Genomic DNA, 10,892 nt, shown 5'->3' with positions numbered 1-10,892 from the left:
GAGGGATGTATGGCTGACTACTTCGAGATCGACTTTCTTGGCGTCGAAACAGCGAAAAGCGGGGACGCGATCACGCTGCGCTACTCGGTGAATGGCACCGAGGGCGTGCACGTTGTTGACGGTGGGTATCTGGATACGGGTGATCAGATAGTCGAGCATCTGAAGACGTACTATGGAACAACAGTCATCGACCATGTGATCCTCACGCACCCAGATCGCGATCACGCCAACGGACTACGAAAAGTCCTGGAGCAATGCACGGTCAGGAATCTTTGGATCAACCGGCCGTGGATATACGCGGACCAGTTGATCGATCGCTTTGAGACCTATGAATCGGTTGAAGCCCTGCGACGGAAGTTGCGCTCAATCTACGATGCCACGGCAATTCTTGAGGATATTGCGGTGGAGAAGGGAATTCCAATCCATGCCCCCCTTCAGGGGCAGAGCATCGGTCCGTTCGCGGTCATGGCACCTACCCTGGGGCGCTACTTGGACCTGATCGTGGACTCCGCGAAGACACCGGAAGCTGTCGAAGAAAGTGCTTTTGATAGCGCGCTGAGCAGCATATTCCGGGCAGTGAAGGCCGCGACCGCCTACATCAAGTCCCTGTGGGGCGAGGAATATTTCCCGCCTGAGCCGACCAGTCGTGAGAATGAAATGAGTGTGGTGCAGTCGGCTGTCTTGAACGGTCATCGCGTCATGCTTACTGGCGATGCCGGGCGTGAAGCACTGCAGGAGGTGATCGACTACGCACCTTTCGTGGGACTCGCGCTGCCAGGTATTCGGTATTTCCAAGTGCCCCATCACGGCGGGTGACACAACGTTTCGACCGAAGTCTTGGATCAACTGCTCGGCCCACGGTTGAACAGTATGCCGGACAAGCACCATTGGAATGCCATATGCAGTTCTGCCAAGGCGGATGAGGATCATCCGCGGAAGTCGGTGATTCGCGCCGTATTGCACCGGGGTGGGCACTGGGCGGCAACTGAAAGCCAGAACATACGCATCGGGGCAGGCATCACCCGCGATGGCTGGGTGCCGATTCCCCAGGCGGCGTATCCGGAAGATCAAGAAAATTGACAGCGCCTGAAGGCCAGCACCACTTTTCAACTGCCTGCTGACAACTTGGCCTGCATCCCGACGTTCCTTCGTCGGGCTCATGGGCTGCGCCCCGAGCTTCGTGCCGAATCGCAGTCATCCGGCTTCAAGCCCGGACGCTCTGATCTGGACTGACGCTTCGGACCTGCGCGCTACGCTTGTCAATACCGGGGTGGCTGCGTGGTGAGGTGTGGCGGCTTGCTGTTCCCTTCATCGTGCCACGGCGTGCTCGCCGTCAATGACTGCGCACCTTCGGCGCTTGCGGCCTGGCGGCCGTCTTCGATCTTTGACTGCTTGCGCTGCGCCGTGCCCTGCAAGGGCTGGGCAATTCCGCCCGGTAACCTTACAGGAGTTCACCATGAACCACGCATTCATCACGGACGAGCAGCGCATCGTGCTGCTGGCCAACGGCCGCGAATCCTTGGAGAACCCGGACTTCGATCCGGCCCCAGTGGTCAAGCTGTTCACGCCGGATGCCGGCGCGACCTGGCTGCTGACCGAGATTGATCCCGATGACCACGATCACGCCTTCGGTCTTTGCGACCTGGGCCTAGGGATGCCGGAAATCGGCTGGGTCAGTCTTTCCGAACTGGCGACCGTGCGCGGGCGGCTGGGCTTGCCGGTAGAGCGGGATCTGCACTTTCGTGCCGAGAAGCGGCTGAGCGCCTATGCGCGCGATGCGCGGCTGGCGGGGCGTGTCGTTGTCTGACCTGGTTCTGGGGCGCCGCAAGGCGCTCCTGAGCGTTCTCAATCATTTCAGGAGGTCAAGGCCATGAGCAGCCACCACGACTACATCCTCGAAATCACGGCAGAGCATGATGCGTTCAAGCCGTTCCCACCGGAGAACGGCCAGCCCTTGCGCTTTGCGCTCGGCGACGCGGTGATCTATACCAACGGGTTTGGCGCACAGTTCCGGTGCCGCGTCACCGGGTTTTATCGTCCCAGCGGACTTTCGGGCCTGTACGCGCGCGGTGCGCGCTACCTGCTGGACTCGTCATCGCCGTGGATGCTGGTGTCGGAAGCCAGCCTGCGCCCCGACGACCCGGCCTGATGCCTTCGCGCCCCTGGCGGGGCGCTACGCGCTGCGCTTGCCTCCAGGGGAAAGCCCTGCGGGCTATCCCCGCCGCGCAGGCTTGGCGCCCCTCTCGCGCAGCGAACCGGCTGGTGCCGGATCGCTCCCTTCATGCCGGACATTACGATGGCACTTCGGGCGTGGGTGTGTCGGGTTCGTAGTCGCCCAGCCACTCGAAGAGACGTTCGATATCGCAGTCCAGCTGGTTCAGCGTGGCCTGGGCCATTGCGTACCAGGTGGTGCCGTCGTCCGTTTCTTCGGAGGCGGACAGCAGGACGTTGAGCTGTGCGCGCCGTCCCAGCAGGCGCTGCATCTCGTTGCCTACCGTCTTGCGGTCGGTGGTCCAGATGAGGGTCGGCAGAAAGATGCCAGGCCCTTCTGCTCCAGGCGCAGGCGTTCCGGGTTGCATGGGATCGCTCATGGTGGTTCTCCAGAAGGTGGAGATTCCACGGTAGGCATTGGCCCGTGACCGGGCCACTCGAAATTCGCGCTATTTCGGGGGGATTTCGGGATCAGCGCCGATCGGCCGTGGCGCAGTCATGCGGGCGGGCTGCCTTTGAGCCGGTGCTTACCAGGGCTTCCAGCGCCGCTGGGGTGTTTGCGGCACGGCGCCGAGCAATTGGATCGGCGGCAGTGCATGGGGCGCATTGTTCCTGGGGAAGCGCCGGCGCACTTCGCATTCCAGTTCGTGCGCGAGGCCGCGTGCGTCCTTCTCGCCGCGCAGTGCCCGTTGCCGCCAGTCTCGGGCCTGGGCCATCAGTTCATCGTCTTGTAGGGCTCGTATGTCCATGCCATTGCCATTTTGCCGATGGCTGGGTGGGTAGCTGTCCACGGGGATTTCATTGAAGTCATGTGGGCGTCCCCGGCCACCTGGGAGATGGCCGGTCGCGCTCTCGTGCTAGCGCATCGAGCCGCCTGCGGCGTCTCGCCCCCTTCGGGCTTCGATCGTTCCCTCACTCCGTTCGGCTGACGCCTCCGGCCCGGCTTCCAGCTTCGAGCCTGCGCGCTTCGCTTGCCGTGCGGTCGGCTTGTGGGATGGCCGTTGCCATGTCCAGTCCTCTTCCCTGACTTCATCACCTTGTCCGCGACTGTAGCCCGCGGCCGTGTGCCGTCAAGGCGCGCAGGGCCGTGTCCTCGGCTGCGCCTGCGGGCCGCCCCACCCTGCGCTTGTTTCCTTGACGGCCCCCGTCCGCGCGCTCCCTTTCGTCGCGGGCGATGAACTCAGGAAAGACGGTGGCAACAGGGCCAACCGGGTTCCTCGCGCCGACCGCACCGAACAGCCGAAAGGCTGGGCTTCGAATCTTGGAATCCGGTGTGCGGTTTTCTTCAACAGCCTTTTTGTTCAGGAGAAAGACCATGCAACTCGCATCCCGCTTCGCTTCCCATTCCCCCGCATTGCGCAGCGACTCCCCGCTGTCCGATGACCAGATCCGCCGCGTGGCCCCGTCCATCTTCGCGGATGCCCCCCATGAAAGCCGTTCCGAGCGGTACAGCTACATCCCCACCGCCGCCGTGCTGACCGAGCTTCGCAAAGAGGGGTTTCAGCCCTTCATGGTGTGCCAGACCCGCGTTCGCAACGAGGGCCGGCGCGAGCACACGAAACACATGCTGCGCCTGCGCCACGCCAACCAGATCAACGCCCGCGAAGCCAATGAAATCATCCTGCTGAACTCGCACGACGGCACGAGCAGCTATCAATTACTGGGTGGCATGTTCCGCTTCGTTTGCAGCAATGGCCTTGTCTGCGGCGACACCGTGGGCGATGTGCGCGTGCCCCACAAGGGCGACGTGGCGGGCCATGTCATCGAGGGCGCCTATCAGGTGCTGAGCGGCTTCGAGCATGCGCAGGAATCGCGCGAATCCATGCAGGCCATCACGCTGGATGCCGGGGAATCGGAAGTGTTCGCCCGCGCCGCGCTGGCCCTCAAGTACGACGACCCAACCAAGCCCGCGCCCGTCACGGAATCGCAAATCCTGATGCCGCGCCGCTTCGACGACCGCCGCCCCGACCTGTGGAGCGTGTTCAACCGCACGCAGGAGAACCTGACCAAGGGCGGATTGCATGGCCGCGCCGCCAATGGCCGCAGACAGCAGACCCGCCCCGTGCAGGGCATTGATTCGGACATTCGCCTGAACCGCGCCCTGTGGCTGCTGGCCGATGGCATGCGCGCCCTCAAGGCCTGACCCCCTCTGACGTGTTCCCCGCCGGAGGGGCGGTTTCCCCTCCATTCCCTTGTTTCACTTGATTGGAGATTCACCATGAACGCCGTTACTTACACCGAAGCTCAAGCCCTCGACAGCCGCGCAAACGTGCTGCAAGCCGCCGACCCGAGCAAGCACATGATTCTGGTTCCGCTGTCGCGGCTGGTGCTGCGCCCCACGGGCCGCAACGTGCGCAAGACCGTCCCGCGCATGTCCATCCCCGAGCTGGCCGCGAGCATTCAGCGCGTGGGCCTGCTGCAAAACCTGATCGTGATTCCCGCCGCCGATGACCTGCATTACGAGGTGGTGGCAGGTGGCCGACGCTTTGCGGCCCTCAAGCTGCTGGCAAAGAAGCACCGTATCGCCAAGGATTGGGACGTGCCTTGCCTGCAGGTGGCCGATGGCACGGCCCGCACCGCCAGCCTGACCGAGAACGTGCAGCGCGAAGCCATGCACCCAGCAGACCAGTTTGAAGCCTTCGCCGCGCTGGTGGCCGAAGGCCGACCGATTGAGGACATTGCGGCGGATTTCTCCGTTACGCCGCTGGTGGTGCAGCGCCGCTTGAAGCTCGCCAATGTCTCGCCGCGTTTGATGGAGGACTACCGGGCCGATGCCGTGAGCCTCGATCAGCTGATGGCGCTCTCCATCACCGACGACCACGCCGCGCAGGAATGCGCGTTCTACGATGCGCCGCAATGGCAGCGCCAACCCTCGCACTTGCGCGAACGTCTGACGGAGCGCGAGATTGACGCCTACCGGCATCCGCTGGTGCGCTTCGTCGGGCTGGACACCTACGAGCAGGCGGGCGGCGGCATCCGCCGCGACCTGTTCGCGGAGGGCGATGCAGGCGTGTACCTGACCGACGCCGCGCTGCTGGAACGACTGGCGCAAGACAAGCTGGCGGGCATCGCCGCAGAGGTGAAGGCCGAGGGCTGGGCTTGGGCTGATGCCACGCCGGGCGTGACCCATGCCGATCTGCACGCCTTCCAGCGTGCGCCGAGGGAGCGCCGCGAGCCGAACAAGCGCGAAGCACAGCGCATCGAGAGGCTGCAAGCCAAGATGCAGGAGGTGGCCGAAGCCATTGATGCCGCGACGGACGCCGACGACGAGGACAAGGCCGATGCGCTGCAAGAGGAAGGCGAGCGGCTGGGCGAGCAGTTGCAGGCGCTGGAAGACGGCTTGCAGGGGTACGGCGCGAACGTGAAGGCCGCAGCCGGGGCCATCGTCACCATCGGCCGCAACGGCGAGGTGGTGATTCATCGCGGACTGCTGCGCGAGGCCGAGGCCAAGGCACTGCGCACACTGGAGAAGCTGCGCCAAGGGTTCAGCGACCCAGATGCCGCGAACGATGACGAAGGCGAGGACGACGAGCCGCCCAAGGCAGCAGCGATTTCCGACCGACTGGCCCAGCGCCTGAGCGCCCATCGCACCGCCGCGCTGCAAATCGAGGTGGCCCGGCATCCGCAGGTGGCGGTGGCCGCGCTGGTGCATGGCATGGTGCAGACCGTCTTGCAGGGCCGCTACTACGGGCGCGACCTGCCGCTGGGCGTGAGCCTGAAAGTCCAAGACCGGCTGGACGGCATGGCCCCGGACTGGCCCGAGTCACCCGCCGCTGTGGCGCTGCGTGAATTGCAGCAGGCGTGGAGCGGCAAGCTGCCCGAGGACAGCGCCGAACTGTTTGCCGCGCTGCTGGCGATGGAGCAAGGCGAACTGGTCAAGCTGCTGGCCGTGTGCGTGGCTTCCACGGTGGACGTGGTGACGCCTCGCGCCACACCGCACCAGCCCGGCGAGGAACTGGCGCAGGCCGTGGGCCTCGACATGGCCGCATGGTGGCAGCCGACCGCCGAGGGGTATTTCAAGCACGTTCCGAAGGCGGCAGTTCTGCAAGCCGTGGGCGAGTACGCGCCCGATCAGGTTTCCCGGCTGGCGAAGCTGAAGAAGGCCGACATTGCCAGCGAAGCCGAGCGGCTGGCCGATGGCGCGGGTTGGATGCCTGCCATCTTTAAGGTCGAAGGCCCGCAGCAGGCAGTGAAGGAAAGCGCGCAGGAGGCAGGCCCGGAGCAGGACGCCCCGGAGGATGCCGAGGCAATGGCGGATGAACCCGCCGAGGCGCTGGCCGCTTGACCCACGCCGAAGGCAAGCGCCCCGGCTTCGACCGGGGCGCTTCGCTGCAAGGAGAAGCCCCCATGACCCGCACCACCACCAACCGCCCGCGCATGGCGGCGGTCTATGCACCCGGCACGGTGCGCGCCCGCCGCTGGCACGGCGATGGCGACGTGCGCGGCTACCGACCGCCCTCGGGCTGGTCGGCCCGCGCTGACCTCACCGACATACATCCCATCACGGGCCGCGCCTTGCCGCGTGCCGTGTGGTGGATCATCGAAACGAAGGAATGATCATCGTCAGCACCGCGCCCAGGCCGTTCCGCCCTGGGCGCGGTGAAACGCATAATCCGGGCGCGGCGGTGGCCGCGCCCGGTGTTGAAGCCGAATAGCCGGGGCATTACGCCGCCGCCTTCACTGGCACTCAGGCGGCGGCGTTGAAGGCATCGCTGTACTGCGCGATGCCTTCGGGCACTGGCCCATGGAAGGCCAGTGCGAGAAAATAGCCGGGCGGCACGCCCGGCAGTTGCAGGCCCGCATGGGCCTGGAAGCCAAAGCGCCCGTAGTACGCGGGCTCTCCGAGCAGCACACAGCCTTCGGCCTGCATGGCCCGCAGTTCAGACAGCGCCTGTTCCATCAGGCGCGAGCCGATGCCGTGCCCCTGCCTCTGCGGCAGGACGGAGATCGGCCCCAGGCCGCACCAGCCTTTGGCCTTGTGGCCGTGGTCGTTGGTGATAGTCACCGGCGACAGAGCCACATGGCCGACGACCTGGCCGTGTTCTTCGGCCACGATGGAAAGCGTCAGTTCGCTAGCGTCGCGCAATGCACGCACGATGAATTGCTCCGTGTGGCTGGTGTGCGGCGCATCGGCGAAGGCGGCAATGGTCACGGCCTCGATAGCGGCAATGTCGTTCGTGGTTTCGTGTCGTAGCTGGATGGTCATGGTGTTCTGCGTTCCCTGCTCAAAATATAGAACGGCCTGGGCGTGTCGGCGCGTAGCGCCGCCGGGCTTTCGGGCTGCGCCCCGTGCCGACTTCGCTGTCACGGCCATTCGGCTTCAATCCACTCACGCCTTCGCGCCTGCGGCGCTGCGCGCTGCGCTTGCCTCCGGGGGATCGGCGCAAGGCCCATCCCCGCCGCGCGAGCTTGGCGCCCCTCGATGCCGCCGAACCGTCGATGCCGGATCGGCCCGGCCAGCGCCCCGCCGCAATGGACGGAGCTGGCGAACACGCTGGTGCTTGCTGCGGCAGGTTGTGCGAATGCGTGCCGTCCTCAACGCTGGCGGTTCTCGCCCATCACGTCACGAAGGACGGTTCACGGACATCCCGCCCGGCATCGCTATGGAGCTTCCACGCCACGCCTCAAGACCGGCGCCGCAAGGTGCGGCCGGGGCGTTCTCGCTTGTCGTCGGATGGTTGACCTGGCCCGCGTCAGTGGGCGAGCCGGTGCTGCCTTCGTGCGGGGATGCCGAGCCGGCCCTGCCTCCTTTCGATGCGGTTCGGCCCAAGGCGTCCTTGTGTTGTTGTGAATCCTAGCGGTGGCGCGGCTGCGCCTCGGGCTTCATGGCTGCAACCGTCCGGCGAAAACAATTTCCCCTGCTTTGTCACTGCGTTCGGCGCATTCCTCGCGGGACAAATTCTTTTCGCCTCCCGGCTCTCCACTGCGTTGCGACCGCAAGCGGTGCAGCCCGCCCGTCCCCCGCCGGCCGGATCACAACAAGGACGCGATGGGCGCGAACCTTGTTCCACCAAAAGGAGTTTCATCATGGCCAACATCGGCACCTTCACCGCAGACAAAGACGGCTTCACCGGCACGCTTCGCACCCTGACGCTCAACGTCAAGGTCAAGCTGGTGCCCAACGACAAGGGGGACAACGAGAAGGCCCCGGACTTCCGCCTGCAGGCCGCCAGCCACGACATCGGCGCGGCGTGGAAGAAGACCAGCGAGGCCGGGCGGGAGTACATCTCCGTGACCCTCGACGATCCTTCGTTCCCGGCCACGGTCTATGCCCGCCTGATCGAAGGAGAGAACGGCACGCACGACCTGATCTGGTCGCGCAGCAAGCCCCAGGCGGCCTGACGGCCGCCAGCGCCCCGCCCACTGCGGCGGGGCGCTGTACTGCTTGGATCAGCAGACTGGAAGGCTTGGCTCTCCCAGCTTCGTGATGGTGGTGGTCGGGCAGCATCACCATGACTTCGTGTTGCCAGGGCGAATACAGGGCGATTCGGCGCACTGCGCCGACCGGGCTTTGCGGGCTGCGCCCCATGCCGACTTCGCCGTCATGGCCATTCGGCTTCAATCCCTATCGCAGCTGCGCGCTTCGCTTGCCTCCGGGGGAAAACCCTGCGGCCTCTCCCCGCCGCGCGATGCTTGGCGCCCCTGAAGTCCCCGAACCGGCTGCACCGGATCGGCCACGCCAGCGCGGTCGCACGCTATGGCGTGTCACTCTTCTTCGCCACAGTCTCCAACTCCTGGCGCACCTGCGCCAGCAGCTGATCGACCTGCTGCAGGTCGTCGCCGGCATAGGCCAGCGTCAGCAGCGTGAGCGGGTGCACCTCCATGACCTCGCACAGCTCGGCCAGCTTGTTCAAGGTGGGGCTTTTGAGGTCGCGTTCCAGCGTGCTCATGTAGGTGCGGCTGGACACGTCCGAGAACGCTTCCTGGCTCAAACCACGTGCTTTCCTGATGGTCTTTAGTGCCTCCGACAATGTATGTTTCGCTGCCAACCCTGGATCTCCGCAAAATCCAAGATGACATCCGATTGAGCCCTATAGGGCTACAATCTATAGTGTTCAACTATGCCCGCCTGCCGCTTTCGTGCTTTTACGGAAATCCGTATCTGCAGCTTCTCACAGAAGCACAAAACCGCATCCGTGCCTTTCCACAAACCCGCCGATGCGGTTTTGCGCTTTCACGCTTCGGCGGTTTTGTGCGAATGAGGTGACGCCCATGAACCAACTCATGACCGAGGACGAGCGTAAGCAACTGCTGGAACACGGCCGGGTCCGGGCCGCTGGCCGGGCCATCGACCCGCTGCCCGTGGTGCGGTTGTTCACGCCGGACGCACACGCCACTTGGCTGCTGGTGTCGCTTGACCCCGCTGACGGCGATACGGCCCATGGCCTGATCGACTTGGGGATCAGCATGCCTGAGCTGGGCGAGATCAAGCTGTCCGACCTCGCATCCATCGTCGGGCCGAGCAAACAGCCCGTGATGCGAGATCGGTATTTCCGGGCGGTGCGCCCGTTGTCGGAGTACCTGCGGCTGGCCCAGGAGAACGGTTCCGTCCTCGATTGAGCCGTTCGCGCCACGGCCAAGCCGGGCGCATTGAGGCTATTTCGGTCTTGCTCCAGACCCGTCAGGTCTTAATCCGCACTGTTGCACCAAACCAGTGCCACCCTGACGCAAACGGTCATGACGCCAGCCGTGCCATCGGGCACGGTGGATAGCGCAGGAGGCCGCATTTCCTCGCGCGCCACCGTCGCATTCAGACGATCCGCGCAATCCATCGGATGCTTTTCGTCTTGACACGCAAGTTACTAATCTACCAGCTTATTCACGATTGGATGCTAGTTCGATGCGGTGACGTTGGCGTGTGAAACCAGTGACGGCCGTCCTGCTCTACGGGAGCTTGCGTCATGGCCGAACCGCACCACCTCGCGCACTGGTATCCGACCGCCGCCTACCTCTACGTCCTGTGTCTGGACACGCTCGCACTGGCCTGGGAGTACCTGCGCCGCCATCCCGACTACCGGATCGACTGGCTGCGCCGTGCGCGCTGCCCCGATGCCGCGCATCGCTGGGGCTTGCGTCTGCTGGAAGACCCGGACGTGGATGCGCGTGACGCGCATCCGGCCTGGCTTCCCGGCCATGGGGCCGTGGTGCAGCTTCACCCCGATGCCGATCCGCCTCCGGATGCCACCGCCTTCGCGTTCTGGCGCATCCCCGGCCACAAGCAGTTGCTGCACGACGGCAAGGGTCTGGCGCTGATCGCGCGCAGCCCCAGCCTTTGCCAGCGCTATGCGCTGGCGCCTGGCCTGGAGGACGGCATGGCCGTGGCCCATGCCTATCGTGGCCGTCACGCCGCCCCTGCGGCCCCTATGCCTGGTACGCCTGCGTCAATGGCTCGGCCCAGGCCACCGCCTGCGGCGCTGCTGGAGCTACACACCCTGCAGGCGCTCGACGCCACCCTGGCGGGCGCGTCCTTGCGCGACGTCGCCGAGGGCTTGTTCGGTGCGGACGCCGCAGCCGGCTGGTACAGCGACGGCGGCCTGCGCTCCAAGGTGCGCCGCCTGGTGCGGCGCGGCGATGCGTTGATGCGCGGCGGCTATCGCCGCCTAGCACAACTGCCGCCGCTTGAGAAGGGTCGTTTTGAAGAGAGCGCAAAACGACCCTGAGCAGGAGGGCTTCGTTTTCTG

At 65.1% G+C, this 10,892-nt stretch carries 14 protein-coding genes; 10 read left to right on the top strand and 4 right to left on the bottom strand.

The window, feature by feature from the left end:
- The first annotated feature begins 9 nt into the window (after positions 1-9).
- The 4 genes from RMET_RS15230 (at position 10) to RMET_RS15220 (ending at position 2,149) form a co-directional block, all read left to right on the top strand.
- A complete protein-coding gene (locus RMET_RS15230) occupies positions 10-816 on the top strand; it encodes a ComEC/Rec2 family competence protein (RefSeq protein WP_231138464.1) in 807 nt (268 codons plus the stop codon).
- Positions 817-837: 21 nt separating this feature from the next.
- Complete coding sequence (locus RMET_RS34600) at positions 838-1,080, top strand: hypothetical protein (protein ID WP_231138465.1); 243 nt, start codon at positions 838-840, stop codon at positions 1,078-1,080.
- A gap of 376 nt (positions 1,081-1,456) precedes the next feature.
- Entirely contained in the window at positions 1,457-1,807 is a 351-nt protein-coding gene (locus RMET_RS15225) for a DUF2958 domain-containing protein (RefSeq protein WP_003056217.1), read from the top strand.
- 63 nt (positions 1,808-1,870) lie between these two features.
- Positions 1,871-2,149 (top strand): hypothetical protein, encoded by a 279-nt coding sequence (locus RMET_RS15220; RefSeq protein ID WP_011517545.1) that lies wholly within the window; start codon positions 1,871-1,873, stop codon positions 2,147-2,149.
- Positions 2,150-2,291: 142 nt separating this feature from the next.
- On the opposite strand, the gene RMET_RS15215 is transcribed toward RMET_RS15220, so the two are convergent.
- Together RMET_RS15215 and RMET_RS15210 are read right to left on the bottom strand one after the other, a co-directional pair.
- Positions 2,292-2,591, bottom strand: coding sequence for a hypothetical protein (locus tag RMET_RS15215; protein WP_003056213.1), 300 nt, complete (start codon positions 2,589-2,591; stop codon positions 2,292-2,294).
- Positions 2,592-2,738: 147 nt separating this feature from the next.
- Positions 2,739-2,960, bottom strand: a complete 222-nt coding sequence (locus tag RMET_RS15210; protein ID WP_049799789.1) for a hypothetical protein — start codon at positions 2,958-2,960, stop codon at positions 2,739-2,741.
- 566 nt (positions 2,961-3,526) lie between these two features.
- On the opposite strand from RMET_RS15210, the gene RMET_RS15200 reads away from it, so the two are divergent.
- The 3 genes from RMET_RS15200 (at position 3,527) to RMET_RS15190 (ending at position 6,768) form a co-directional block, all read left to right on the top strand.
- Positions 3,527-4,354 carry a DUF932 domain-containing protein gene (locus RMET_RS15200; protein WP_003056211.1) on the top strand — a complete coding sequence of 276 codons (828 nt, stop codon included), beginning with the start codon at positions 3,527-3,529 and terminating at the stop codon, positions 4,352-4,354.
- 75 nt (positions 4,355-4,429) lie between these two features.
- Positions 4,430-6,496, top strand: a complete 2,067-nt coding sequence (locus RMET_RS15195; RefSeq protein WP_003056209.1) for a ParB/RepB/Spo0J family partition protein — start codon at positions 4,430-4,432, stop codon at positions 6,494-6,496.
- Between the two features lie 62 nt (positions 6,497-6,558).
- Positions 6,559-6,768, top strand: a complete 210-nt coding sequence (locus RMET_RS15190; protein WP_003056207.1) for a hypothetical protein — start codon at positions 6,559-6,561, stop codon at positions 6,766-6,768.
- A gap of 130 nt (positions 6,769-6,898) precedes the next feature.
- Here RMET_RS15190 and RMET_RS15185 read toward each other — a convergent pair whose 3' ends face one another.
- Complete coding sequence (locus RMET_RS15185; RefSeq protein WP_011517543.1) at positions 6,899-7,417, bottom strand: GNAT family N-acetyltransferase; 519 nt, start codon at positions 7,415-7,417, stop codon at positions 6,899-6,901.
- Between the two features lie 821 nt (positions 7,418-8,238).
- Between RMET_RS15185 and RMET_RS15180 the strand changes: the two genes are divergently transcribed.
- Complete coding sequence (locus tag RMET_RS15180; protein ID WP_003056203.1) at positions 8,239-8,553, top strand: DUF736 domain-containing protein; 315 nt, start codon at positions 8,239-8,241, stop codon at positions 8,551-8,553.
- 353 nt (positions 8,554-8,906) lie between these two features.
- Here RMET_RS15180 and RMET_RS15175 read toward each other — a convergent pair whose 3' ends face one another.
- Positions 8,907-9,200: a helix-turn-helix domain-containing protein gene (locus tag RMET_RS15175; RefSeq protein ID WP_003056202.1), complete on the bottom strand. Its 294-nt coding sequence runs from the start codon at positions 9,198-9,200 to the stop codon at positions 8,907-8,909.
- Positions 9,201-9,423: 223 nt separating this feature from the next.
- Between RMET_RS15175 and RMET_RS15170 the strand changes: the two genes are divergently transcribed.
- Complete coding sequence (locus RMET_RS15170) at positions 9,424-9,771, top strand: DUF2958 domain-containing protein (protein ID WP_003056199.1); 348 nt, start codon at positions 9,424-9,426, stop codon at positions 9,769-9,771.
- Positions 9,772-10,112: 341 nt separating this feature from the next.
- Positions 10,113-10,871, top strand: a complete 759-nt coding sequence (locus RMET_RS15165; protein WP_011517541.1) for a DUF2285 domain-containing protein — start codon at positions 10,113-10,115, stop codon at positions 10,869-10,871.
- Positions 10,872-10,892: the final 21 nt, after the last annotated feature.

This window comes from Cupriavidus metallidurans CH34, assembly GCF_000196015.1.
Lineage (GTDB): Bacteria > Pseudomonadota > Gammaproteobacteria > Burkholderiales > Burkholderiaceae > Cupriavidus > Cupriavidus metallidurans.
The sequence above is the reverse complement of the archived record's forward strand: the minus strand, read 5'-3'. Positions and strand labels throughout refer to the sequence as shown.

Excerpts from the sequence above, each read along its gene's own strand:
- RMET_RS15190 (WP_003056207.1), top strand. The coding sequence starts at position 6,559 with ATGACCCGCACCACCACCAACCGCCCGCGCATGGCGGCGGTCTATGCA.
- RMET_RS15220 (WP_011517545.1), top strand. The coding sequence starts at position 1,871 with ATGAGCAGCCACCACGACTACATCCTCGAAATCACGGCAGAGCATGAT.
- RMET_RS15170 (WP_003056199.1), top strand. The coding sequence starts at position 9,424 with ATGAACCAACTCATGACCGAGGACGAGCGTAAGCAACTGCTGGAACAC.
- RMET_RS15225 (WP_003056217.1), top strand. The coding sequence starts at position 1,457 with ATGAACCACGCATTCATCACGGACGAGCAGCGCATCGTGCTGCTGGCC.
- RMET_RS15185 (WP_011517543.1), bottom strand. The coding sequence starts at position 7,417 with ATGACCATCCAGCTACGACACGAAACCACGAACGACATTGCCGCTATC.
- RMET_RS15165 (WP_011517541.1), top strand. The coding sequence starts at position 10,113 with ATGGCCGAACCGCACCACCTCGCGCACTGGTATCCGACCGCCGCCTAC.
- RMET_RS15200 (WP_003056211.1), top strand. The coding sequence starts at position 3,527 with ATGCAACTCGCATCCCGCTTCGCTTCCCATTCCCCCGCATTGCGCAGC.
- RMET_RS15230 (WP_231138464.1), top strand. The coding sequence starts at position 10 with ATGGCTGACTACTTCGAGATCGACTTTCTTGGCGTCGAAACAGCGAAA.
- RMET_RS15195 (WP_003056209.1), top strand. The coding sequence starts at position 4,430 with ATGAACGCCGTTACTTACACCGAAGCTCAAGCCCTCGACAGCCGCGCA.
- RMET_RS15215 (WP_003056213.1), bottom strand. The coding sequence starts at position 2,591 with ATGAGCGATCCCATGCAACCCGGAACGCCTGCGCCTGGAGCAGAAGGG.
- RMET_RS15210 (WP_049799789.1), bottom strand. The coding sequence starts at position 2,960 with ATGGACATACGAGCCCTACAAGACGATGAACTGATGGCCCAGGCCCGA.
- RMET_RS15180 (WP_003056203.1), top strand. The coding sequence starts at position 8,239 with ATGGCCAACATCGGCACCTTCACCGCAGACAAAGACGGCTTCACCGGC.